18 protein-coding genes and 1 pseudogene are annotated in these 22,694 nt (G+C 70.1%); 8 read left to right on the top strand and 11 right to left on the bottom strand.

Going from position 1 to position 22,694, the window contains the following annotated elements; translation table 11 throughout:
- Positions 1-7: 7 nt before the first annotated feature.
- Complete coding sequence (locus DFP74_RS20480) at positions 8-2,029, bottom strand: hypothetical protein (RefSeq protein WP_121183827.1); 2,022 nt, start codon at positions 2,027-2,029, stop codon at positions 8-10.
- 142 nt (positions 2,030-2,171) lie between these two features.
- Entirely contained in the window at positions 2,172-3,122 is a 951-nt protein-coding gene (locus DFP74_RS20485) for a hypothetical protein (RefSeq protein ID WP_121183829.1), read from the bottom strand.
- Positions 3,123-3,363: 241 nt separating this feature from the next.
- Between DFP74_RS20485 and DFP74_RS20490 the strand changes: the two genes are divergently transcribed.
- Both DFP74_RS20490 and DFP74_RS20495 read left to right on the top strand, forming a co-directional pair.
- The gene (locus tag DFP74_RS20490) at positions 3,364-3,654 is read left to right on the top strand and encodes a hypothetical protein (protein WP_121183831.1); all 291 of its coding nucleotides are present in this window, start codon (positions 3,364-3,366) and stop codon (positions 3,652-3,654) included.
- A gap of 250 nt (positions 3,655-3,904) precedes the next feature.
- Positions 3,905-5,434, top strand: a complete 1,530-nt coding sequence (locus DFP74_RS20495; protein ID WP_121183833.1) for a hypothetical protein — start codon at positions 3,905-3,907, stop codon at positions 5,432-5,434.
- A gap of 202 nt (positions 5,435-5,636) precedes the next feature.
- On the opposite strand, the gene DFP74_RS20500 is transcribed toward DFP74_RS20495, so the two are convergent.
- On the bottom strand, positions 5,637-6,464 hold the full coding sequence (locus DFP74_RS20500) for an SDR family NAD(P)-dependent oxidoreductase (RefSeq protein WP_199725722.1): 828 nt from the start codon (positions 6,462-6,464) through the stop codon (positions 5,637-5,639).
- Between the two features lie 132 nt (positions 6,465-6,596).
- On the bottom strand, positions 6,597-7,436 hold the full coding sequence (locus tag DFP74_RS20505) for a helix-turn-helix transcriptional regulator (RefSeq protein ID WP_121183836.1): 840 nt from the start codon (positions 7,434-7,436) through the stop codon (positions 6,597-6,599).
- 390 nt (positions 7,437-7,826) lie between these two features.
- Between DFP74_RS20505 and DFP74_RS20510 the strand changes: the two genes are divergently transcribed.
- The 3 genes from DFP74_RS20510 to DFP74_RS33320 all read left to right on the top strand — a co-directional run bounded on the left by DFP74_RS20510 (position 7,827) and on the right by DFP74_RS33320 (position 10,547).
- Positions 7,827-8,771: an SDR family oxidoreductase gene (locus DFP74_RS20510; RefSeq protein ID WP_121183838.1), complete on the top strand. Its 945-nt coding sequence runs from the start codon at positions 7,827-7,829 to the stop codon at positions 8,769-8,771.
- Between the two features lie 40 nt (positions 8,772-8,811).
- Positions 8,812-10,173, top strand: coding sequence for an MFS transporter (locus DFP74_RS20515; RefSeq protein WP_233571065.1), 1,362 nt, complete (start codon positions 8,812-8,814; stop codon positions 10,171-10,173).
- A gap of 125 nt (positions 10,174-10,298) precedes the next feature.
- Entirely contained in the window at positions 10,299-10,547 is a 249-nt protein-coding gene (locus DFP74_RS33320) for a hypothetical protein (protein ID WP_233571066.1), read from the top strand.
- Between the two features lie 17 nt (positions 10,548-10,564).
- Here the strand turns inward: DFP74_RS33320 and DFP74_RS35190 are convergent.
- The 4 genes and pseudogenes from DFP74_RS35190 to DFP74_RS20535 all read right to left on the bottom strand — a co-directional run.
- Positions 10,565-11,071 (bottom strand): annotated as a pseudogene (locus DFP74_RS35190) (protein kinase); the annotation flags it as partial.
- A 357-nt stretch (positions 11,072-11,428) separates the two neighbouring features.
- Positions 11,429-13,300 carry a rhamnogalacturonan lyase gene (locus tag DFP74_RS20525; protein WP_121183843.1) on the bottom strand — a complete coding sequence of 624 codons (1,872 nt, stop codon included), beginning with the start codon at positions 13,298-13,300 and terminating at the stop codon, positions 11,429-11,431.
- A 283-nt stretch (positions 13,301-13,583) separates the two neighbouring features.
- Positions 13,584-13,946 (bottom strand): sigma factor-like helix-turn-helix DNA-binding protein, encoded by a 363-nt coding sequence (locus DFP74_RS20530; protein ID WP_121183845.1) that lies wholly within the window; start codon positions 13,944-13,946, stop codon positions 13,584-13,586.
- A complete protein-coding gene (locus tag DFP74_RS20535; protein ID WP_121183847.1) occupies positions 13,943-14,563 on the bottom strand; it encodes a sigma factor in 621 nt (206 codons plus the stop codon). Before DFP74_RS20535 ends, DFP74_RS20530 begins: the two co-directional genes overlap by 4 nt.
- A gap of 304 nt (positions 14,564-14,867) precedes the next feature.
- On the opposite strand from DFP74_RS20535, the gene DFP74_RS20540 reads away from it, so the two are divergent.
- Together DFP74_RS20540 and DFP74_RS20545 are read left to right on the top strand one after the other, a co-directional pair.
- The gene (locus DFP74_RS20540) at positions 14,868-15,593 is read left to right on the top strand and encodes a GAF and ANTAR domain-containing protein (protein WP_121183849.1); all 726 of its coding nucleotides are present in this window, start codon (positions 14,868-14,870) and stop codon (positions 15,591-15,593) included.
- Between the two features lie 94 nt (positions 15,594-15,687).
- On the top strand, positions 15,688-16,452 hold the full coding sequence (locus DFP74_RS20545; protein WP_121183851.1) for a GAF and ANTAR domain-containing protein: 765 nt from the start codon (positions 15,688-15,690) through the stop codon (positions 16,450-16,452).
- A gap of 609 nt (positions 16,453-17,061) precedes the next feature.
- Here DFP74_RS20545 and DFP74_RS20550 read toward each other — a convergent pair.
- Positions 17,062-18,717: an ABC transporter substrate-binding protein gene (locus DFP74_RS20550; protein ID WP_121183853.1), complete on the bottom strand. Its 1,656-nt coding sequence runs from the start codon at positions 18,715-18,717 to the stop codon at positions 17,062-17,064.
- Between the two features lie 12 nt (positions 18,718-18,729).
- The gene (locus DFP74_RS20555) at positions 18,730-20,709 is read right to left on the bottom strand and encodes an ATP-binding protein (RefSeq protein WP_121183855.1); all 1,980 of its coding nucleotides are present in this window, start codon (positions 20,707-20,709) and stop codon (positions 18,730-18,732) included.
- A gap of 448 nt (positions 20,710-21,157) precedes the next feature.
- Here DFP74_RS20555 and DFP74_RS20560 point away from each other — a divergent pair, with 448 nt between their 5' ends.
- On the top strand, positions 21,158-22,213 hold the full coding sequence (locus tag DFP74_RS20560; protein WP_121183857.1) for a DUF2293 domain-containing protein: 1,056 nt from the start codon (positions 21,158-21,160) through the stop codon (positions 22,211-22,213).
- Positions 22,214-22,285: 72 nt separating this feature from the next.
- On the opposite strand, the gene DFP74_RS20565 is transcribed toward DFP74_RS20560, so the two are convergent.
- Positions 22,286-22,651 (bottom strand): CU044_2847 family protein, encoded by a 366-nt coding sequence (locus DFP74_RS20565; RefSeq protein ID WP_121183859.1) that lies wholly within the window; start codon positions 22,649-22,651, stop codon positions 22,286-22,288.
- Positions 22,652-22,694 lie beyond the last annotated feature (43 nt).

The following is a 22,694-nucleotide window of genomic DNA, read 5'->3' on the forward strand; positions in this document are numbered from 1 at the left end:
ATCAGCCTCAGAGACCGCAGAAGGGGTCCGCGCAGCTCACCAGGCGGCCGCTGACGAGCACCCGGGGGCGTTCCTCCGCGTCCAGGTACATGCCTCCTTCGCTCCGCAGGATGCCGGGGACGTCGTCGTTCACCATGAGCGTCACCGCCTCCACCGCCGTGCAGTCGACGTCCGTGCAGGAGCGGTACAGGTATCTCTCACCGTCGGTGTCGACGCTCGCCACGTGGGCGCGCCCGGAGGGCCCCACGGCCACGTCCGGGGTGGGGAGGCGCCCCGAGATCTGGGGGTGGAGCGACGACGGTCCGTCGAGGTGGTGCGTGCGCCGCTCCGCGCACGTGGGGTCCCCGCACACGAGGAGGTGGGTGGCGTCCGTCTCCGGGGACCGGTGGGTGATGACGGGGGAGGCGTCCGGGGCCAGGACCAGACGCGGGCTGTCCGCCCCTTCCAGTACGCGGGCGGCCGGGTCGCCGCAGTCGGGGTCGGGGCAGGCGACCAGGGCGGTGTACTGATCGTCGCCGAGGTCGTCCTCACGCAGGGTGTCCGTGTACAGGACCGCGGCGAAGGCACCGTCCTGCGTGGCGGCCAGGCGCATCCTATAGGCGAACAGCCTGACATCGCCGGAGGTGTGGTTCTCGCGCCCGGTCACGCTGGGCGGATCGGGTAGGTCGAGCGTTCGCGGTCCGGCGCACGAGGTGTCCGAACACCGGTAGAGGTCCAGGGTGGCGGCGAACGTGAGCTCCTCGTCCGAGAGCCGGGGCCCTCCGGGTTCGCTCCGTTCGGGTATGAGGTCTTCGGGGACGGAGGCCATCGCGACGAGCATGTCCCCTTCGAGGGGGACCGCGGCCGCCGCGACGGGCACCACCCCTTCGGGCACGTCGCCGACACCCCGTCGCTCCGGTCCCTCGGAGCAGTCGAAGGCGCACGTGACGAGATGGAACTCGGCGGACTCGTCCTCCTCGAGCGTGATTTCGACGCCGGCGTATCCCGACCCGTCGGGGAGCACGTCCCACCCGATCGGGGTCATGGCCCGGGCGATCGACACACGGGGCACACGGTCCAGGCGCTCACCCATCGCTTGGGCGCCGCCCAGGGGAAGCGCCACCAGCACCGCGAGGGCGGTCGTTGCCAGGACCACACGCCGACGCGGCCGGGTCTCTCGCACGGAGGAGGCGCGCAGCGTCGGAGTGAGGCGGAGGCTGTCGCCCCCGCCCCTCGGCCAGAGAGCCGGTGCACACGCGGTCAGCACGGCGAGCGGCGCGAGGAGTGCGAGCACGAGGCCCTGCACGGCCAGCCCGAGAACGATGCCGTCGGTGGCCTCGCCCCGGGTTCCCGACACCAGGGCCGCGGCGGTCTCCGGTAGGGCCAGCAGCGCGAGCACGAGTACGGAGCACAGGAGGAAGGGGATCCGGCGCTCGGCTCCCAGTTCCCAGGCACGCTCGAGAGCGTCCCGGCCACTGATCTCCTCCAGCAGCGCGACCGGAACCAGGACCATCCACGAGGCCAACAGCGCGGGGAGCACCACCACGAACACCAGGCCCTGCAACATCTCCACCAGACCGATGGGGCCGATGGACGGCAGCTCCTCGGGCAGCGACGCCGCGAACGAGAACGCGCCGACGACGAGGACGACGCCGAACAGCACCAGCGACCACCAGCCGAGCAGCAGGGGCCAGCGGCGCAGGACCAGGGCCAGGGCCGAACGCAGGCGGACGGGGTGGCCTAGCAGGCGCCCGCCGATGAGGACGGCGGTCAGCGCGTAGGCCAAGGGCAGCCCCACACCCCCCATGACGGTCCACAGGACCGAGGCGATGGGTTCGTCGAGCCACGAGCCGTACACGAGGCGTCCCTCGATCCAGCGGGCGTCGTCGAGCGTGAGGAGCCGGACCCTCAGGACCACGAACCATCCCAGCAGCATCGGCACCGAGGCGGTGACCAGGAGGGTGCCGGGTCTGCGCGCGTACTGCGCCCACAGGACGCCGAGCACGCGCGGGAGCGTCGCGGGAGGGTCGGAGGGATGGGAGCGGGCCATCGTGTCGGTCTCCGTCCGGCGGGTGCCTCTGGGTGTGCCGTCAGAGGTGGGATTCGGCGTCCGGGCCGGGGGTTCGCGGCCCGTCGCGCCTGCCGTGTCCCGCTTCCCTGGGTCGGCTCCGCCGGGTCCATCACTCCTGAGGTCATGGTCGGAGCCCGCAATGGGGCTCCACGCACCGCACGACGTCGTGGCCGAGCACCAGGGTGGGCCGGTCGTCCGCGTCCAGGCTGACTCGGGTGACACGCCAGTCGTCGCGCCGGTACGGCTGCGCGACGTCGCCATGGTGGAAGGGCACGGTCGTCTCCCACTCCGAGCAGGCGGTGTCCGCACAGGCCACGTACACGAGGGTGTCCCCATCCGCACCCGAGAAGGCGACCTGAGGCCGCCCCAGGGAGTCGACCGTCAGCCCCGGGTCCTCCTCGTGTCCGATGCCGATCTCCTTGGTCTCCCATTCCGCGCAGCCCGCATCCTGACAGTCGAGCAGATGGACCGCCCCCTCGCCCGTGACGTGGGTGATCGCCGGGGTTCCGTCCGGGCGCACAGCGACCCGAGCGCCGTGGAGCTCGGGCAGCTCACGCGCGACCGGCGCGGCGCACTCCACGTCGGGGCAGGTCGCCAGGCTGGTGGTACCGGACTCCAGGTCGTGGAACAGGACCGAGTACGCACCGTCGTTCACGACTCCCAGGTGCAGTTGGTAGAGGTAGGGGGAGACGTTCTCATCGGCCATCGGCAGATCCGGCAGCCTCACCCGCTCGGGAGCGGCGCACTCCAGATCCGCGCAGTGGTAGGCGAGGAGCCCCAACGGCTCCGTGGGCGGATCCATCGAGTCCCTGGTGGGGGTGTCGATGGCCGCGACCAGGAGGCCGTCGCCCACAGGTGCCACAGTGGACGTCACGCCCATCCGGTCGGAGGAGAAGGGGATCGTGTCGATCACGGTCGTGTTGGCCCCGTCGGCGCAGGTGTCGTGGCACACGCGCAGCTCGAGGTCACTGGCGCCATCGGTGTCGTCGCCCCACCAGCGCCAGATGGTGGCGGCGTATCCGCCCGTCACGGCCGCCTGGGCATTGGGAAGAGGGCGGGGGATGTCGGGCATGTGGTGTAGGACGCCGTATCCGCTGCGAGGGTTCATCGTTCGGCGACGCGGACGATGCCGAACCCGATCATCTCCCGGCACCACCGTCAGACGGTTCCGGTCCGGCTTCGTCGACAGCTCGACCAGGGATTCGGGACGGCGGGGGTGGCCAGGTAGGTTGCTTCGGGTCCTTTGGAGCGGTCCTGCCCGTATTCCTTCTGTCTTCTCGGATGGCCCTCAGCGGTCATGATCGGAGCCGTGGATGCTCGTCTATGTTCTGATGTCCCTCTTGTTCATGGTTCCAGGCGTGCTTTTGATCCTTGCAGGAACCGGGAACTACAGGAATTGGGACACGATGCAAAGGTCCTCGCTTTCCGTGGTTCCGTTCGCGGTGAGGAAATGGGAAAAGAGTAAGGGGAGTGCGGTTGACTCGTTCAACAGTGTCATGACCTCCTTGTTCTTGGGTGGGATCGGTGTTCTGCTTTTTCTGGCCGGGGGATGGATTTTGGGGTTGGTGGTCGAAGAGGTGATGATCCGAGGCTGGCGGTGGTGAGGTGCGGGACGAGGGTCTCTGCGGACCCGAGCTGGATCCGCTTGGGCCGCCGGCCTGGCGCCTGGACCGTTCTGGAACACCCCGGTACAGGACTGGCCCGGGTGGGCGCGGCCACTCCCGATGGCCCTCGCGCCGACCAACAGAGCCCGCCCCGGGCCGATGTGAAGGCTTCTCCCGTGCCGCGTGGATTGCCGTGGTTTCGGAGGACAAGATCTACCTGGATCCCTGCAGTCAAGGAACAATCAGTGCCATGGGACACAAAACGGCCTGGGTGCTGGTTCTGGGCGTGATCACTTCGGTGCTGGCGGCGGTCTGGGCAACTCCTCGCCTTTTCCCCGCTCTGGGGTGGGGGCTGAACGAGCTCAACCAGCTCTCGGGCATCGCGTCCCTGGCGGTGGCCGCGGGGGCCCTGGCCGTGACCCTGTGGCCAGTACGCTCCTCCGGCATTCCGAACCCTTTCGGCCCGGCTGACGGCAACGACGACAGTGGTGACGGGGGTAGCGCCCGCGAGGCGCCACGCCACTGGTTGGAGGCCGAACGCATAGCCCGATCCATCACCGACCCCTCTGACCGGGCAGACACGTTGGCGGAGGTCGCGGAGGCTTTCATGGAACACGACCCGCAGCGCACCCGAGCCTTGCTCGACGAAGTCGAGCGCATCGCCCGCCGTTCCATCACCGATACCGGCGACCGAGTAGAAGCGTTGGTGAGGGTCGCGGAAACGCTCATTCCTATCGAGCCGGAGCGGGCTCGGGCACTGCTCGGTGAAGCCGAGAACCTCGCGCGTCCCGTCACTGACTACGACCTCTGGTCGCCGCTGACAGAGGTCGCGAGAGTACTCGCCAGACTCGATCCGGCCGAGGCCGAACGCATCGCCCGCTCCCTCACCGGTTTCGACCGAACTTGGGCGTTGGGGGACGTCGCCAGCGTGCTCGCAGGGACCCACCCGGCCGAGGCCGAACGCATCATCGGCTCCCTCAGCAGTTCCACCGTCAGGGTGGGGCCTCTGGCGAGGGTCGCGGAGGCGGTCGCGGGAACCGACCCTCAGCACGCCCGTGCCCTGCTGCGAGAAGCCCTACGCATCACGCGCTCCATCCCCGGCCCCGACCGAATCGGGTATCTGGCAACGGTCGCAAGGGTCGTGGTCGAGTTCGCTCCAGAGGAGGCCCGGGCCCTGCTGGGGGAGGCCGAACACATGGCCCGGGCCACCACCCACCCGCCCCGCCGGGCGGAGGACCTGGTGATGCTCGCGAGGGTGGTCGCGGAAATCGATCCGCAGCATGCCCGATCCCTGCTCCTCGAAGCCCATCGCGTCACCGGCTCCGTCAAGAACGTCGACATCCAGGCGCGGGAGCGGGTAATCCTGGCGGAAGTGATGGCGGGACTCGACCTCGCCGAGGCCGAACGGATCTCCCGGTTCGTCAACGACCCCTACCTCCGGGCCAAGGCGTTGCAGAAGGTGGTCGGGGTGGCGGCGAAACTCGATCCGGTCGGTGCCGAGCGCATCGCCCGCTCCATCCGCACACAACACATCGACCGGTTCGTCACCACGTTCTTCCCCCGCCAGGGGGAGGCATCCCGACCGCTGGAGTATCACAGGGCCTTGGCGCTGGGAGAGATCGCCGGTGCGGCGGCGAACCACGACCCGCAACGGGCCCAAATCCTCCTGGAGGAAGCCGAGCGCATCGCCCGCTCGATCACCGTCATCCGAGACCGGGAATCCGTTCTGCTGGGCATGGTCCGGGCGCTGGTCCGCAAGGAGCCGTCCAAGGTGAAGTGAACGCCGGCCGAGCGCACCTTCTGACAGCTCGCGACGAGACCTTCGCCTCTTCACCGAGAGGCGCGGAAGGGTGGCTTCTACCTCGTGGACAGCTCTCGGTCACGAGGAGAGAGTGCGGAACGGAGCTGATGCTCGCGGACATCGCCGCGGTGGCTTCGCCGCTCGAACGCGCTCTGGACGAGACGGGCATGAGCCCTTCCCCTCACAGAGCGCTCCTCTGGGCCCTCGCGAACTCTTTCCCCGCCTTGGTGCCCCCGTCGACCAGGATGTCGACACCGGTCAGATAGCCGGGGGCTTCACTCGCGCAGAACGCGAGAACGGCCGCGACCTCCTCGGGCTTGCCGAATCGCTTGATCGCTGCCGACTTCACCAGGTCTCCGGCGCCGTGGTCCTTCTCCAGACGGCCCATCTCGGTATCGAAGCTTCCGGGGGAGACGGACAGGACCCGCGCTCCCCGTTCGCCGAACCGGGCCGCCAGGAAACGGCTGTACCAGTGGACGAAGTTCTTGCTGATCGCGTAGGCCAGTCCGGGCGTCAGCCTTCGGCCGGCGAACCTCGCGCGCCTGACGATCGCCTTCTCGAACTCGTCGGGTCGGTGCTCGGCGAGGCGGAAGGCACGGAGCGGGATGAGGGGCTTGGGAAGGCTGTGTCCGGCGGTCGATGCCACATTGACGAGTGCGTCGCCGTCCGCGGCCCGGGCGAGGAAGGCCCGCGCGATGTTGACAGTGCCGGTCGCGTTGATGCGGGCGATGCGTTCGGCCGTACCCATGTGCGGACTGACGCCGGCGGCGTGGACGACCGCGCGAACGTGACTTTCCTCGGACTCCGCGCGCTGGAACAGCCGCTCGACGGATGCCTGGTCGGTGATGTCGCAGACCACGCCGATCGCTTCGACTCCGGACGTGGCAAGCTCGCTCACCGCATCATCGAGGCGCGCCCGGTCGAGGTCCGCCAGCACGATCCGGTGGTCGTGCCCCATGAGCCTTGCCGTTGCCAGCCCCATGCCGCCGGTCCCGCCCGTGATGACCACCGTGGGGTGTGTTGTCGGCATATGTGGCCCTCTCCACCGAGGTCGATGCTCGAGAAGGAATTTCTCGAATTCCATGATAGGCGCGACGGCAGGCTCTTCCCCGCCCAGGGCCTCGGCGAAATCTGCCCGGCGTCAGTGGAGAGTCTGCGTGCCGATGACCGACAGCACCTGGAGTTTCTCGTAGCTCTCCGAACCAGGGACGGCGGTGTAGACCATCAGGTGGTGGGCCTGGCCCGGGTCGACCAGCCGCTGGCAGTTCAACTCCAGCGCGCCGACCTCGGGGTGGACGAAGTGCTTGACCTCGTGGGGACGTACTCCGATCTCGTGGTCACTCCACACCCGGCGGAACTCCTCGCTGCGCGAGAGCAGCAGCTCGGCCAGATGGGCGGCACGGGACTCGGGGCCGCGGAGGGTGACGAGCTCACGCAGCCCCGCGGCGTACATCCGCGTCAGGAACGCGTGCTCCTCCGGAGCGTAGATCTCCCGGGAGCCGGGATCGGTGAACCACCGGTACCCCGCGCTACGGGCAGGCCCGGTGTACCGCGTCGTGTCCCCGGTCAGCGCGACGCCCATGGGGGACTGCCGCAGTGTTTCGCCGAGCTCGTTGGAGATCTCGGCGGGTGTGTCGTCCAGGCGGTCGAGTACGCGCAGGAGCCCGGGACTGATGTGCTCGTTCGACGTGCCCCTGACGGGCGGGTTGTGGCCGGCCAGGCGGAACAGGTGGTCGCGCTCGTCGAGCGACATGTGCAGGCCCTGGGCGATCGAGGCGAGCATCCGTTGGGAGGGCTGAGGGCCGCGCTCCCGCTCCAGACGGGAGTAGTAGTCGGCCGACATGTGGCACAGCGCAGCGACCTCCTCCCGCCGTAGCCCGTTGGTCCTGCGGCGCTGTCCGCGCGGCAGGCCGACGTCCTCCGGTTGCAGTGCCTGACGCCGACTGCGGAGGAACTCCGCCAGCCCGGTGCGATCGATCACGACGCCCCTCTCGAGTGCTGTCTCGTGTGCACTGCCTTGTCTACCGTGTGCGGACGCCGGTAGCCACGACCTGTCGATCCCCCCATACGGAGCGCCGCCGGGGCGGTCTGGCGAGCCTGTGATCGGTAGGTCCTGGATAGGTCCGTGCCGCCCCACGAGGATTGATCCCAAGCCGGACCGGAACCGGGGCAGGCACGGGGACGTGTCGTCGCCGACCGCCGGGGGCGGGCGACCGCGATCGACGCCTTCGACGGCCTCGGCATCGTGGTCGCCCGCAGGATCACCCTCACCGGGATCACCCGCACCGGCCGAGAGTTCCGGTTCTCCGGTTCGCCCCGGCGACGAGAGCACGCCGGCGCACCCACAGTCACCAGATGAAGGAGCAGGACCATGCCACGTGGACCCATCGATCTCACCGTGCCGGCTCTGACCGGGAAACGCGCCGTCGTCACCGGCGCGAGCGACGGCATGGGTCTGGGGATAGCCAGGCGGCTGGCCGAAGCGGGCGCCGAGGTGATCATCCCCGTGCGCAACCAGCGCAAGGGCGAGGCCGCGATCGCCGAGATCCGGCACGCCGCACCCGGCGCCGACGTCTCGCTGCGCAGCCTCGACCTGGCCTCGCTCGACTCGGTCGCCGCCCTCGGCGACGCCCTGCACGAGGAGGGCAGGCCGATCAACATCCTGATCAACAACGCCGGCGTGATGAGGCCCCCGAGCCGGCTCACCACGGCCGACGGTTACGAGATCCAGTTCGGCACCAACCACCTCGGCCACTTCGCCCTGGTGGGCCACCTCCTGCCGCTGCTGCGTGCCGGCCGGGCACGGGTGACCTCGCAGATCAGCATCGCCGCGCGCCGTGGTGCCATCAACTGGGACGACCTGAACTGGGAGCGCTCCTACGACGTCATGCGGGCCTACGTCCAGTCCAAGATCGCGTTCGGACTCTTCGGCCTCGAACTGGAACGACGCAGCCGGGACCGCGGGTGGGGTATCACCAGCAACCTGTCCCACCCCGGGGTGGCCCCGACCAGCCTCCTCGCGGCCCGCCCCGAGCTCGGCCGCGGCGAGGACACCCCGCACATCCGCCGGATCCGGGCGCTGTCCGAGCGCGGGATCCTGGCGGGCACCGTCGAGACGGCGGCGCTGCCCGCCGTGATGGCCGCGACCGGCCCCGACGCCAAGCAGGGAGCGCTCTACAGCCCCAGCGGCCTCGGGAGGCTGGGCGGCCCGCCGTCCGAACAGCGGCTGTACCCGCCGCTGCGCAGTGAGGCGGAGGCCGCGCGCGTGTGGCGGTCCTCGGAGGAGTTGACCAAGGTCTCCTTCCCCGCCTCCTGACCGCCGCCGACGCGACCACCCCACAACCCACGGAGACCGCATGAGCACGACCGCCCCCCGCACGCCCAGACCCAGGAGTCCCTGGTGGGTGATCGTCGGCAGCGGTACCGCCAACGCCGTCGGCCCCCAGATGTACCTGGCCACCATCGGCCTGTTCGTGCTGCCGATCGTCGAGGACACCGGCTTCAGCCGCACGACCGTCACCGGGGCGTTCTCGGTCGCGGCGGTCGGGATGGCGATCGGCCTGGTCGTCGTCGCGCAGCTCGTGGACCGCTTCGCCGCGCGCTACATCCTCGTGCCGGGGTTCGTGCTGTTCGCGGCCTCGATGGCCCTGATCGGACTGGTGCCGCCGGTCGAGTGGGTCTACCTCGTCCCGTGCTTCTTCGTGGGCTTCTTCGGGGCCGGGACGGCCGTGCCCGCCACCAGGGCGGTGGTGAGCTGGTTCGACAACAACCGCGCCCTCGCCGTCGGAGTGGTGACGGGCATCATCGGGCTGGGCATGGCCCTGGCCCCGCTCCTGGCCGGAGCGCTCATCGACAGCGTCGGATGGCGGTCGGCGTACGTTCTTATGGCCCTGATCTCGGTCCTGGTGTCGGTCACGATGGTCACCCTGTTCGTGCGGGCCCGCGCAGAACACCACGTCCGTGGACGGCTCGTCCGGGAGACCCGGGTGGAGGGCCGCGACGTCCGCCTCGAACTCCCCGGTCTGACGGTCGGCGAGGCGCTCCGCACCCGGCGGTTCTGGGCCATCGCGGTCGGACTGGGTCTGGCCGGGGTCGTGGTCTACGGCCTCCAGGTCCACCTCGTGCCGATGATGACCGACCGCGGGCTGACCTCCGACCAGGCGGGCACCCTGCTGGTCGTCTTCGGTCTCGCCTCGCTCGTGGGCCGGGTGGTCGGCGGCCTCCTCCTCGACCGCGTGCACGCGTGCGTCATCGGTCCGATCGTGATGATCGCTCCGATCGCGGGCATGTTCTTCCTGGAACCGCCCTTCAACGGTGCCGTGGCCGCGGTCGCCTTCATCGGCATCGCCTTCGGCATCGAGGGCGATCTGCTCGCCCTGCTCATCACCCGCTACCTGGGCACACGCCACTTCGGTCGGATCCTGGGCCTGGTCCAGGCCGCGTTCCTCCTGGGGAGCGCGCTCGGGCCGCTGCTCCTCGGGCTGGGGTACGACCTGCTGGGCTCCTACGACCCCGTCATCCCCGTCCTGATGGGTGTCCTCGTGGTCGGGGCGATCCTCATCGCGACCCTGGGCGGCTACGTCCACCCGGCCGTCACCGGCTTCGACCGCCTCGCCGCGCGTGACGAGCTCGCCGCCGCCGAGGTGCTGACCGACATCGCCGCGAGCGGCGAACCCCACGGCTCCCCGGACCGGCCGCTGGCAGGAGCCCACGGCTGACCGGCTCGGGTCGACGCACCCTCGGGTCCGACAGACCCGAATGCCCCGGTCTCACGCCGTCCGCCCAGGTCGGAACCTGTGGGCACACCCCCGGGCGGACGGCCGACACCCTCCAAGGAGAGATCTTGACCGAGCAGAATCCGTGGCCGACGGAACGGGCGGGGCGGTCGACTGCCCTGGCCCAGTTCGGCCAGGCCCGAGCCGACCTCATGCAGTGGGCGATGACCGCCGGCGACGTGCTCGCCGACGCGGTCGTCGCCAAGATGCACCAGATCGGGATGCGGCAGGCCAGACCCGTGGTCGACCAGGGCATCCGGGAGGGGCTGGACGGTGGACCGGCGCGCTCGCCCTCGACCTGCTCCGGAGCCATGTAGCGCAGGGTTCCGACCTGGCCGTGGGACACCGTCCCCGAGTCCGTGAGGATCCGCGCGATGCCGAAGTCGATCACCCGCGGCCCGTCCGGGCCCAGGAGCACGTTCCCCGGCTTGAGGTCGCGGTGGACCACCCCGGCCTGGTGGATCGCCGCCACCGCGGTGATGATGCCCACGGCCAGCCGATGTAGCGGTTCCGGTCCCAGGGGCCCGTGTTCCATGATGGCCTCGTGCAGGCTGGGGCCGTTCACGAACTCACTGACGATGTGGGGCCGGTCGCCCATCAGATCGGCGGCGAGTACCGGTGCGGTGCAGAAGGGGGCCACACGGTGTGCGGCCTCCACCTCGCGGCGCAGCGGACGGCCGAACGCGCCTCCGCCGCGCAGGGCCTTGAGGGCGACCCGGCGGCCGGCGGAGTCGTAGGCCTCGTAGACGACCGCCTGACCGCCCTCGCCCAGCCGGCCGGCGAGCCAGTAGTCGCCGATGCGCAGGGGATCCTCGTCCGCGACGAGGGGGGTGCGTCCCATGGACTCCTCCGGGGGGTCGGTGTGCCAACACCCTAGAGTCGCGCGATCCCACGGGACATCTGAGACCTTTCAGAGTGGCCTGTCGCGACCGCGACCATCGAGCGGGCCAAGGCGGCCTACACCCGCGGCCCGTCGCACGTGTCCCCTTCGGGGGAGAGAGCCGTGCAGGTGGGATGACATGTCAAGGAGTCAGCACCCGACGATGAGCCGCTGTTCCTCGCCTGTGACCGACGGCAAACGGGGACGCAGCGCCGGACCCCGTCGGGAGCAGGTGCGGGGGTGGCCGCGCCCGCCCCCACGGAACGGAGGGCGGGCGCGGCGTCCCGGGCTCACAGGCACCGGGCGTCAGTCGTCCGTTCAGGGCGCGCCGGTCGTGCCTTCCCCGAGGGCGAACGACGGGTGCGGGGGCTGGTTGTAGGCGGTGTTCTGCCAGGCCAGCGCCACCCTGTACTGAGAGTCGTGCACGAGGGTGGGGACGCGCAGGTCCGTCTCGTGCGGGGTGGAGTAGATCCGCAGGGCGGAGTTGTCGCTGGTGCGCCAGACGACCTCCTCACGCCAGTCACCGAGGATGTCGCCGGACAGGGCGGGGGTGGCCTTGGTGCCGTTGTTGGACGCGACGCCCTCACCGGTGAGCAGGCGGGTGCCACCGTCGGGGCCGTACTTGTCGATCTGGGTCCGGTCGAGCAGCTCGCGGCTCTGGTCGCCGTCCCACCACACCAGGAAGTTGGCGGAGCCCGGCTTGGCCCCGATCTCCTCGCCGCCGGCGCCGCGCAGGCCCGACACGTTGGAGGACCAGAACTCCGCTCCCGGGTGGTCAGCCCAGACGTCCCCGGCCACTCCGCGCCCGTTGTCGCCGCCCGAACCGAGTTCCCACAGCGCCTCTCCGGTGGCGGCGTCGACGAGCCAGGCGGCCGGCGGCGTGCTGTTCTCGCTCACGCCGTACACCTCCAGTCCGGGTCGGTCGGGGAGGAAGTCGCCCACGTGCAGCGCGTCCCCGTGGCCGTACCCGGTCTCCCACAGGCCGGTGCCGTCGTCGTCGATGGCGGCGGCGCCGAACATGACCTCGTCGCGCCCGTCGCCGTCGGCGTCGGCGATGGACAGGCTGTGGAAGCCCTGCCCGGCGTAGCCGCCGTTGCCGGAGTCGTCGGAGTCGAAGACCCACCGCTGGGACAGCCGGCCGTCGCGGAAGTCCCACGCGGCGACGACCGCGCGGGTGTAGTAGCCGCGGGAGAACACCATGCTGGGCTGTTCGCCGTCCAGGTAGGCGGTACCTGCCAGGAACCGGTCGACGCGGTTGCCGTAGCCGTCGCCCCAGTCCGCGACGTTGCCGCGCGCGGGCACGTAGTCGGCGGTGTCCAGGGCCCGGCCGGTGGTGCCTTCGAACACCGTCAGGTACTCGGGGCCGCTGAGCACGTACCCGCCCGAGTTGCGGTGGTCGGCCCCGGCGTCGCCGATGACCGTCCCCTCCCCGTCACGGGTGCCGTCCGCGGTCTTCATGGCGACCTCGGCGCTGCCGTCGCCGTCGTAGTCGTACACCTGGAACTGGGTGTAGTGGGCGCCCGCACGGATGTTCACGCCCAGGTCGATGCGCCACAGGCGGGTGCCGTCGAGCGAGTACGCGTCGATGAGCACGGGCCCCGTGTGGCCGCTCTGGCTGTTGTCCTTGGCGTTGGTGGGGTCCCACTTGAGGACGATTTCGTACTGTCCGTCGCCGTCGAGGTCGCCCACGGAGGCGTCGTTGGCGTCGTAGGTGTAGTCGGAGCCGTGCACGCTGCCGCCCTGGGGGCGGTCCAGGGGGACGTCGAGGTGGCCGTCGGCGAAGGCCAGCGAGGGGGCCGACGTGGGCTGCTCCTCGCCGTCGACGACGGCGGCGACCGTGTAGGCGGCGCCGGAGGAAGCGCCGGCGTCGAGGTGGTTGGTGGCCCCGGTGAGGGGTTCGGGGGTGATGAGTTCGCCGTCGCGGTAGACGTTGAAGGCGGTCGCGGGGTCATCGTCGCCGAGGAGGCGCCAGGTGACGAGGTTGCCGTCGGCGCCGGCGACGCTGACGACGCCCCGGTCGAGGTTCTCCGCCTGTCTGGCTTCGACGATGTCGGTGGCGGAGGAGGAGGTCGCGGCGGTGGTGTCGTCGCCGATCGCGGTGAGGGCGAGTGCGCCGAGGCCGAGCGCGGCCGCCGCGGCGGTGAGTGGGAGGGTGACGGTCCCGTGCCGTCGGTGAGTGGGGGGTCGCATGGCTTCCTTCTCTCGGGACGGCGGAGGCGGGGTGGGGACCCGCTTCGCCGGGTGCGGGCGAGAAATGCAGCGGTAAGCGCTTACCAAACTGTGTCCGAAAGCAGAACGTAACACGGCCACAACGCTCTGGGAAGGCCGGCAAAAGCCCGGGCGCGCACCACCGGCGCGGTGCGCTGCCCGGACCTGTGCGCGAAACCGAACCCGCCTCGCGCGGTCGTCTCCATCGGCCGTGGACGCCACCGCCAGGTGGTGATTCCCACGCCAGCGGAACGCGGTGAACCGGTCAGGTCATGAGCTCGTCGCGGACTCGGGCCAGGCCCTGGACCAGCAGCCGCGAGACATGGGACGGGGGCAGATCCAGAGCGGCGGCGATGGTGTCGGTGGACCCGTGCAGGGACAGCCGCATGCGCACGACGCGGCGCTCCCGCGGAGGCAGCCGACGCAACGCCGCCATCAGCGCCCGGTGGTCGGCCCCGCCACCGAACAGGGAACGCCGGCCATCGGGTGCCGCGTCCTGGGCCTCTCCCCCGGCCTCGTCCCGCCAGCAGCGGAAGAGCACGTCACAGGCGTGCTCGGTAGAGCCGAGCTCCACACTGCGCTCGACGTCCACGAAGGCGGGTGCGGCGCAGGTCGTGTCAACGCTCATCGGGCGTGCTCCCCACGCTTGGCGTCGACGGTGGTGTCGAGGCCGCCCACGTCCACGGCGGTGTTGTCCGCCAGGCGCAGGTGCGCCCGCAGGTACAACAGTCCGGAGTGGACCATGATCGCCACGGTCCCGTGCGGTATCCCGAGGGTGGCACTGATCTGTTCGGTGGTGCGCCCCTCGTAGTAGGCCTGGAGGACGGCTCTGCGCCGCGCGGCCATCAAGGGAGAGGACACCGAACCCGGTCCGGAGCCGACGTGTCCGGTGCGTGTGCAGTCGACGTGTCCGGTGCGGGTGAAGTCGACGCGGGCGGACGTGGTGTCGCGCCGGGCGGAGCGGATCCGCTCGACGACCGTGCGGTGCGCCAGCGCCATCACCCAGGCGATCGCCGGCCCCTGGTCGGGTGTGTACCGGCCGGCCGAGCGCCACACCCGCACCCATACCGCCCGGGTCACCTCGGTGGACACCGCGCGATCGCGCAGGGCACGCAGGACGAGGCCGCGCACCATGGTCGCGCCGTGATCGTACAGAGCCGCGAATGCCCGCTCATCACCGGAACCCGTGCGTGTCAACAGATCGTCGACTCCGACATACGGGCTGGAGTGGAGGGAAGTCGGCACGGGCGTAGCCCCTTCAGTCGTCGGACACGTGTCTGTCGACCGCCGGTCTTCTGGGGCAGTACACCTTGAATTCGTACCCTGGCATGGTGATGTGCGGGGCGCGAAGAAAGCGCCCAACAATTAGCACGTGCGGGGAAGTTCGCGCAAACGCGCTTCGATCCGGCGGCTTCTGTGACAGAGTTGCTGCAAGCGGCTCTCGGCCGGCTCTCGGCGCCTGGTTCTCTTTACCGGTCGTACTCCGAGTACCCCCGGTGTCGGCCGCCGGCCGCTTCCGCCGACCACAAGGGAAAGCGGTGCCCAGCCAGTGAGCGTTCCCGAGAGCCCGGAGGAGTCACTCCAACGGGTGTGGTCCGCCGTGGCCGCGGCACTGGCCGCCGATTCTGGTGGAGCGGACGTGCTGGCTCTGGTCGGAGAGGTGTCCACTCACCTGCTCCCGGTCGACGGTGTCTCGATCTCGCTGGCGGGCGGCGCCCGAACGCGGGAGACGCTGTACGCGAGCGACGAAGTGAGCGACCGGATCCAGCGGTTGCAGTGCAGCCTGGGGGAGGGGCCGTCCTTCGAGGCCTACGAGGGGCGCAGACCGGTCCTGGTCTCCGACCTCGCCGCCCATCGGGGGTCGCGCTGGCCGGTGTTCGCCGGCGAGATCGGCGCCTATCCGGTCGGCGCGGTCTTCGCCTTTCCCCTACAGCGCGGAGCGATCGGTATCGGGGGGGTGGACCTGTACCGCGGCGAGCCGGGATGGCTGACCGCCGAAGAGGTGACCACCGCTTTGCGCATCGTCGACATCGCCACGTTGGCACTGCTGACCCTGAGAGTGGACGCATTCCACGGGGAAGGGGTCCTGCGCCTGTCCCGGGAACGCGCCCAGATCCACCAGGCCACCGGGATGCTGATCTCCGGACTGGGCGTTTCGGCGGAGCAGGCGCTCGCGAGGCTCCGTGCTCACGCGTTCGCGGTCGGCCGCATGGTGGACGAGATCGCCGACGACCTGGTCTCGGGCCGACTCGTCCCGGCCGACATCGAACTGTGAGGAGCGGGCGCTGAGAACCGCAAGGGCCATGGGGAAGGCCACTGAGCAGAGCATTGGGCAGAGTATCGTCACAGCTGGAGCGAAAGGGCACCTCATGAACGACTCACGACCTTCGGGCACGCGGCGGGAGTCGGATCTGGTGGGCGCCTTCGTCCAGTTGGCCGACACCCTGGTCGACGACTACGACGTCCCCGAGGTGCTGCACCAGCTCGCCGCGCACTGCGTCGACCTGCTGAACGTCTCCGCGGCGGGACTGATGCTGTCCGACCAGCGGGGCAGCCTGCAACTGGTCGCCTCCTCCAACGAGCGCACCCGCGTGCTGGAGCTGTTCCAGATCCAGACCGACGAGGGTCCCTGTGTCGATGCCTTCCAGACCGGTGTGGTGGTGACCGTCGCGGACCTGTCCGCGGCCACGGAGCGCTGGCCCGTCTTCACGCCCCAGGCCCTGGAACAGGGTTTCTCGGCCGTACACGCGGTTCCGATGCGCTTGCGCGGCGAGGTCATCGGATCGCTGAACCTGTTCAACCAGCGTCCCGGCGGCCTGTCGGACGAGGACGCGAAGGTGGCCCGGGCGCTGGCCGACATCGCCACGATCGGCATGCTCCAGGAACGCACGATCCGCCACAGCGAGGTACTCACCGAACAGCTCCAGGGCGCGCTCAACAGCCGGATCACGATCGAACAGGCCAAGGGGCTCCTCGCCCACGCCGGAGGGCTCGACATGGAGCAGGCCTTCCAAGCACTGCGCCGCTACGCGCGTAGTCAGCACGCCAGGATGAGCGAGACCGCGCACGCGCTCGCCACCGGGCAGATCCGCCCCGGCGAGGTCCTGGAGCAGGGGCACATCGACGCCAAGTGAGTCCGCGGACCTGGACTGTTCGACTCGTGCACCCCGGCTGTCCCGTTGACGGAGCCCGATGGCACACCCCGCGAGGTCCTCGCATGAGTCGGGCCTGGGCTCTACAGGCCTCCGCCCGCGCGCCAGAGGGACACAGATCCACGCCACGAGCACACCCGCTACACAGGCTCGTGCGATGAGCCTGGGGGAACGGATCGTGTGACCCAGCCGGCCCAGCAACGGGCCCAGGACCACACTGATCGCAGCCCAGGCGCGGTACTCCAGGTCGTTAGGTCGTTCTGGTCATAGTCGGTGCATTGAGCGCCGATGAAGTGGCCGGCGACGGTCGCAGCGAGGGCGACCGCACCGACCACCGCTGCGTGCCGTGGCCGGAGAGCCGACCAGCCCAGCAACGCGGGCGGCACGATGAAGGCGCCGAACGACGGACTGTTCCACTCGTTCCACGTGAAGACGAACAGCCCGGACGCCAGCCCCGCGACCATCCCTGTGATCGCCGCGAGCGCGCACAACAGCCACAGACGGCTTCCTAAGAAAGCTCGGACAGCGGAGACCGGCGCGTCCACGCTTTCCGCCGGCTCCCACATGCGAGCGAGGGGTGGGGGCGGCCGGTCAATCGGCCAGGTCCGGGTACAGCTCGTCGTAGGGGACGTCGGGGGTCTGGAACGGATCCGCGTCCAACGCCTCCACCGAGCAGTCGGAACTGAGGATCGGGATGTGTCGTCCCGTCACCCGGCCCTCCAGCTCCTCCAGGTAGTCCAGGCGCCCGCTGCCGGTCGGTTCGCGGGTGACCCGGAACAGGTGGTTGCGCACGCTCGCGGCCACGGTGCTCTCATCGCTCGCCTCGAACCCCAGCAGCGTCGCGCGGGCCGCGATCGTGGCCGCGTCGTAGTAGATCAGGCTGTAGCCGTTGTAGAAGTCCTCCGGAGCGGAGGTGCTGTGCGTCTCGGCCCGCACCGTCTGGGTGATGGCCGCCTCGTAGTCGCGGAACCCCGCCGGCCGCCACGCGTCCTCGTCCAGCCAGGAGGGATCGAAGGCACTCGCCTGGACGAGGCGGTAGTGCTCCGGGGCCGCGTCGTCGTCGGCGGGCTCGCACTCCGCGCCGGAGTAGGACCTGACCATGTCCGGAAGCAGCCCGAGTTCGATGGAGTACACCGTGATCGGAAGGCCGGACGAGGCCCTGCAACCGCGCAGTTCCAGGGATCGGAGAAAGGTCGCCAGGTCGGAGTACCGTCCGGCGAAGAACACCGCGTTGGTCCCCGGGTCCGCGCAGATCTCGTCGGTGATGTGATCGAAGTAGACGGTCGTGTTCCCCGAACCGGCGCTGCCGTGGAACGTCAGCGACTTCTGGACGAGATAGGGATCGAGATAGGTGCGGAACTGATCGGCCAGATCCCGCGAGAACACGTCGGCCTCGTTATCGTCGGCGACCAGCGGGCCCCTGACCGGTTCCTCGTCCGACTCGGCCCGGCGGTCCAGGTGGTCGCGCAGGGCCGCCGCGAAGTCCTCGTTGTTGGGAGCCGCTCGGATGAGCCCGGGCGATTGCACGTTGTTGATCGTGGTGGAGGTCGAGGAGCCCGCGACCATGGGGATACTGAGCTCGGACAGCTCCCGGGCGATCTCCTCGGTCGCGGTGGTGGTCGACGACTGCCCGATGACCATGGACAGGGGGATGTCGTCGTCGATCATCGATGCGAGGTCCTGCACGACGACGTCGGCGCCCTGCTGCACGCTCCCCTCGTTGGCCAGATGGAGCTGGAAGAGCCGGCTCTCCTCGGCGGCCACCTCGACGCCGGATCCGGTCTCGGCGAACCCGTTCTGCCGCATGAGCGCGGTGTAGGTCCCCTCGACGGCGCGCATGATCTGTTCCCCGCCCAGGTCCGTGTCCCCCTCGAGCGAGAACGACGTCATCAGCACGATACGGAAGGCCTCGACGTCGTCCCGCGCGGCGAGCCGCTCGACCTCGGTGTTCATACCGTGGATCCGGCCGGTGAGCCATGCCAGACCCGGGTCGAAGGAGTGGGAGCCGTCGTTGACGCCGACGCATTCGCCCCGGATCTGCTGCAGGCCCGTCCCGCAGACCAGGTGCGGCCAGCCGAACACGCCCCCGACCAGTGCGGCCACGAGCGCCACGGTCGTCGAGACGACCACGGCCGCCCGCGCCCGCCTGAACCGTCGCCGTTGGAGCGGTGAGCCGATCCTGCGTACGAGTTCGGATCGGGTGAGCGGGAACGCGAGGTCGCCGATGGAGGATCGGCCCGGTTCCATGCAGTCTCCTTCTCAGAAGTCCATATCGGCGTCGAGCGGGTTCACCGGGCGCTCCAGCGAGATGTTCTCGTGGTACTCGGCTTCGGACTGGAACGGGAGGGAGTCCTCGCAGACGGCTCCCAGTTCCTGGAACGCGGTCCTCACGCGCAGGTGCACGTCGCGGGTGTACATGCTCTCGAAGGGGTCCTCGATGACCCACTTGCCGGCGACGATGCGGAGCATCCTCGACAACCGGTGGCCCAGGGGAGCTCCGTCCGACAGGCGGGGTCCCCGGTTCCGGACGAGGTGTCCGTAGCGCTGCAGCGGGGTGAAGCCGTCCGCGCCGGGGTCGTCGATCGGCGGCTGCGGTACCGACGTGGCGTGGCGGATGAGGTCGAGTACCTCGGCCTCACGGCCTGGCAGGTCGAGCAGCGCGTCGAGTTCCCGGCACACCGTCATGAGGTCGCCGGACCCGAGCGTGTAGTAGTACCAGTTCGGGGTGTGGTCGCTCGCGCCCTCGTCCGACCGCCTCGCGAGCCGGCGGAACGCCTCATCGCGGTCGCAGCGGTCCCAGGTCGGCTCGTTCTGCCAGCGGCGCAGCAGCAACCGCATCATCAGTGCCCGGGCCGAGCGTGCCGCCCCGGAGTTCTCGTTCCAGGCCAGCCAACGGTGGTCGTCGAGGCCGGTGAGGTCCTCGTCGAGGCCGTAGGTGCGGATGAGGTAGTCGACGTCCTGGAGGTCCTTGGCGAGCGAGCAGATCGTCAGCGCTTCGAGTGTCCGGCTCGCGAGGTCGAGTTCGGAGTGCTTCAGCAGGGCCTTGATGAGGGTGTCGCCGAGGTGCTCCTGCAGAGTCGGGGCGTCCTCGGCGCCGCCGCGCCTGTGTCGGAGCAGGTGTTGGAGTCCGTTGTAGGCGCGCAGTCCATCGATGGCCGGGTCCTGGAGCAGATAGCTGGTGGCGGCCACGTATCCGCCGGTGAGCCCGAAGATGAGCTGCGGGAAGTGGTCGTCGATGCGGTGTGGTGTGCGGTCCGCCAGCTCGCGTACCTCGGCGGGGCTGAAGTCAGGGGCCGGGATCGCCTTCGTCCTGGTCAGGGCGGGCTGCTCGGGAGTGCTGCTCACCAGCAGCAGCGGAGTCCGGCCGCCGTCCTGGTGGGCGGGCGAGGCCTGGGCGGACCGGAACAGTGCGAGCAGACCGCCACCCTGGCCGGCCGGCTGCTTCAAGGCGTCGACGTCGTCCAGGAAGACCACGCGCCGGTACTGGTCACCGTCCTCGGCCTGGTCGCGCAGATCGGCGAGGAAGGCGTGGACGAGCCACTCGTTGTGGCTGGTCTGGATCCGCCACGCCGTCTCGCGGTCCCACTCCTCCTCCTTGGTTCCGGTGTGCTCCGGAAAGGGATTGATGAGCGAGCCCCAGGCCCGGTCTTTGAACCACCGCTCCACGTCGGTGTCGATCTTCCTGCGCGGCAGCGCGAGGGCGGGACCGACCGGTCGGGCCGCGCCGACCTGGAACTTGACGAAGAGCAGGTTCACCTCCACCACGAGGCTGACGGTCGTGGCGGTGCCGTCGCGGCGCTCGCGCCGGTCCCGGCGGCCGGAACGTGCCTGCCGCTTCCAGAGCCTGACCAGGTCGGGCCAGCACCTGGTGTAGTCACTGACGGGGGTGAGATCGCCGCCCAACGCGGCGAGCACCAGGTCCAGCCTCGGAAAGTGGCAACGCGGCAGCCCCGGTATCTTGGCGCTCATCTGGTCCGAGACATCGCGGAAGAGGTCCGGCACGGTCTCCGGGCGGTAGTCGTTGCAGTTGATGAACGCGGTCGGGGTGATCAGCCGCATGATCTCGTCGGACTGCGTGAGCAGGGTGGTCTTGCCGCTCCCGGACGGACCGTGGACGACGAGGTTTCCGGGCCGGTCGGAGTCGTCCCGGCAGAAATCGAGGATTTCGTCCAGGGGCCGGTCGCGGAGAATGGTCGATCCCGAGACGTCGACCCGGGTGGCCATGGGGAGCAGTTTCATCGGGGGAATCTCCTGGATCGGTCTTTGACCGAGCCTACTCCACGGTGACGACATTCGCTGGCCGCACATTGATCACGCGACTCGGGTACCCCCGGGGCCCTTTCGGTCAACGGCTTCGATATCCCAGGTCGGAGCGTTGGTCTTTGTGTCAACTTCTGTTCGGTGAATCCACTGCACGGATGCGTCCGCAATCCCCAGCAGGGAAAACGTCAATGCGGCTCATCGGCGAATAGCATCGAGCGCTTCGGCGGGAACTGAACGTGACCGGCCATGGCGAAATCCCGCCGCGAGCCTCCGGAGCGCTGTGCCGTGAGGGCCGCTTCGCCGCCACGCGCGGTGTCGGACAGGGCCGCTCCCTGGTACGTGCCGGCCGGTGGCGCCGAAGATGCCCGGAGCCGTCACCGTGGCTAGGGTTGTGCCCCGCACAGTGGGACGAGTGGAGTGGGGTATGGTGTCGGGCCTGGAGACGAAATTGGGGCGCCGCGTGGTGCGGGCCGCCGACGAGGCCGTGACGCGGCGCGGGGCGGTGTCCGTCCTCGACACGTTCACCGCGATGGGATGGCTCACCGCCAAAGCCGTCCACACGTGGGAACAGGGCCGCGTGGACTTCCTCCAGGAGCTCGTCCAGGTGCCTCTGGACAAGCAGCGCGCCGCCGTCGGGCTGCTCCGGGCGTGGGCCGGCGAACACGGCCTGGAACATCGGGAGGGCGAGTACCTCGCGGCCACCCGGGAGCGGCGGGGGCTGCGGTTCACCGCAGGCGGCGACCCCGCCGACGAGCGGGACTTCCGAGCCCACTGGATCTCGCCCACCGCCACCGCCGCCCAGCGCGCGCGGGAGGACGCGCGGCGCGCCAAGGCCCCCGACCTGATCGTGCTGGAGGCGTCGGGTTCGTGGACGTGCGTGTCCTGCGGGGAGCCCGACGGCGAGCTGCTGCGGATGGAGGACACCGAGCCGCACTGCCTGACCTGCGCCGACATGGACCACCTGGTCTTCCTTCCGGCGGGCGACGCCGCGCTCACCCGCCGCGCGAAGAAGGCGAGCCCTCTGTCGGCGGTGGTCATGCGCTGGGTCCCCTCCCGTCGCAAGTACCGCCGCACCGGCCTCCTCGTCGGGGAACGCGCCCTGGAGGAGGCCGAGACCCAGTGCCTGGCCGACGACGACGCCCGCGCCCGGCGCCGCGAGCGCGACGCGGTGCGCCGGGCCGCCCAGGACCTGGAGTTCCAGGCACGGTTCGCCGTGGAGATCACCCGCCTGTTCCCGGGCTGCCCCGACGAGCGCGCGCAGAGCGTCGCCGCGCACGCGGCCACACGCGGCAGCGGACGGGTGGGGCGTTCCGCGGCGGGCCGCGCACTCGACCCGGGCGCCGTGCGCCGCGCGGTGGTGGCCTCGGTCCGGCACGAGGACACGCCCTACGACGAGATGTTGATGAAGGGCGTCCCCCGGGAGGAGGCCAGGTCCCGCATCGCCGGGGACATCGACCGGGTGCTGGGGGAGTGGGCCTGACCCGGGGTGGGCACGGTACGGCCGGACGTACGGCGGGCCGCCCCGCGCGCACGCCCGGCCTGGCTGGGCCCGTCAGGAACCCGGCGTGCGGTTGTCCGCGGGACCGGGGATCGGGTAGGTCAGGGTGACGGTCACCGACGACTCGGCCGAGCCGCTGAACACGATCAGCGAACCCTCGGCGGCGATCGTCACGCCGAATTCGACTGACACCGACTCCGGTCGGGTGGCCTGCTGCGCGAGTTCGCGCACCGTGCCGCTGAACTTCGAGGCCATGCCATGCACCACCTCCTGGACCTGGTCGACGGCCTCCGCCGCCTTCTTCGCGACGGCCGCGGTGACCCCGGAGGTCATCGGTTCGGATCCGGGCAGTTGCTGAACGGCGACGTACACGTCCACGCCGTCGATCGTGATCGGTACGAACTTCTTGGGGAGTGACACGCTTGCGCCTTTCGAGGGACGGGGGCTGTGGTCCGAGCCCCCG

The sequence above is a fragment of the Nocardiopsis sp. Huas11 genome, assembly GCF_003634495.1.
Taxonomy (GTDB): domain Bacteria; phylum Actinomycetota; class Actinomycetes; order Streptosporangiales; family Streptosporangiaceae; genus Nocardiopsis.

Excerpts from the sequence above, each read along its gene's own strand:
- DFP74_RS20480 (WP_121183827.1), bottom strand. The coding sequence starts at position 2,029 with ATGGCCCGCTCCCATCCCTCCGACCCTCCCGCGACGCTCCCGCGCGTG.
- DFP74_RS20485 (WP_121183829.1), bottom strand. The coding sequence starts at position 3,122 with ATGCCCGACATCCCCCGCCCTCTTCCCAATGCCCAGGCGGCCGTGACG.
- DFP74_RS20490 (WP_121183831.1), top strand. The coding sequence starts at position 3,364 with ATGCTCGTCTATGTTCTGATGTCCCTCTTGTTCATGGTTCCAGGCGTG.
- DFP74_RS20495 (WP_121183833.1), top strand. The coding sequence starts at position 3,905 with ATGGGACACAAAACGGCCTGGGTGCTGGTTCTGGGCGTGATCACTTCG.
- DFP74_RS20510 (WP_121183838.1), top strand. The coding sequence starts at position 7,827 with ATGCCACGTGGACCCATCGATCTCACCGTGCCGGCTCTGACCGGGAAA.
- DFP74_RS20515 (WP_233571065.1), top strand. The coding sequence starts at position 8,812 with ATGAGCACGACCGCCCCCCGCACGCCCAGACCCAGGAGTCCCTGGTGG.
- DFP74_RS20525 (WP_121183843.1), bottom strand. The coding sequence starts at position 13,300 with ATGCGACCCCCCACTCACCGACGGCACGGGACCGTCACCCTCCCACTC.
- DFP74_RS20530 (WP_121183845.1), bottom strand. The coding sequence starts at position 13,946 with ATGAGCGTTGACACGACCTGCGCCGCACCCGCCTTCGTGGACGTCGAG.
- DFP74_RS20545 (WP_121183851.1), top strand. The coding sequence starts at position 15,688 with ATGAACGACTCACGACCTTCGGGCACGCGGCGGGAGTCGGATCTGGTG.
- DFP74_RS20550 (WP_121183853.1), bottom strand. The coding sequence starts at position 18,717 with ATGGAACCGGGCCGATCCTCCATCGGCGACCTCGCGTTCCCGCTCACC.
- DFP74_RS20555 (WP_121183855.1), bottom strand. The coding sequence starts at position 20,709 with ATGAAACTGCTCCCCATGGCCACCCGGGTCGACGTCTCGGGATCGACC.
- DFP74_RS20560 (WP_121183857.1), top strand. The coding sequence starts at position 21,158 with ATGGTGTCGGGCCTGGAGACGAAATTGGGGCGCCGCGTGGTGCGGGCC.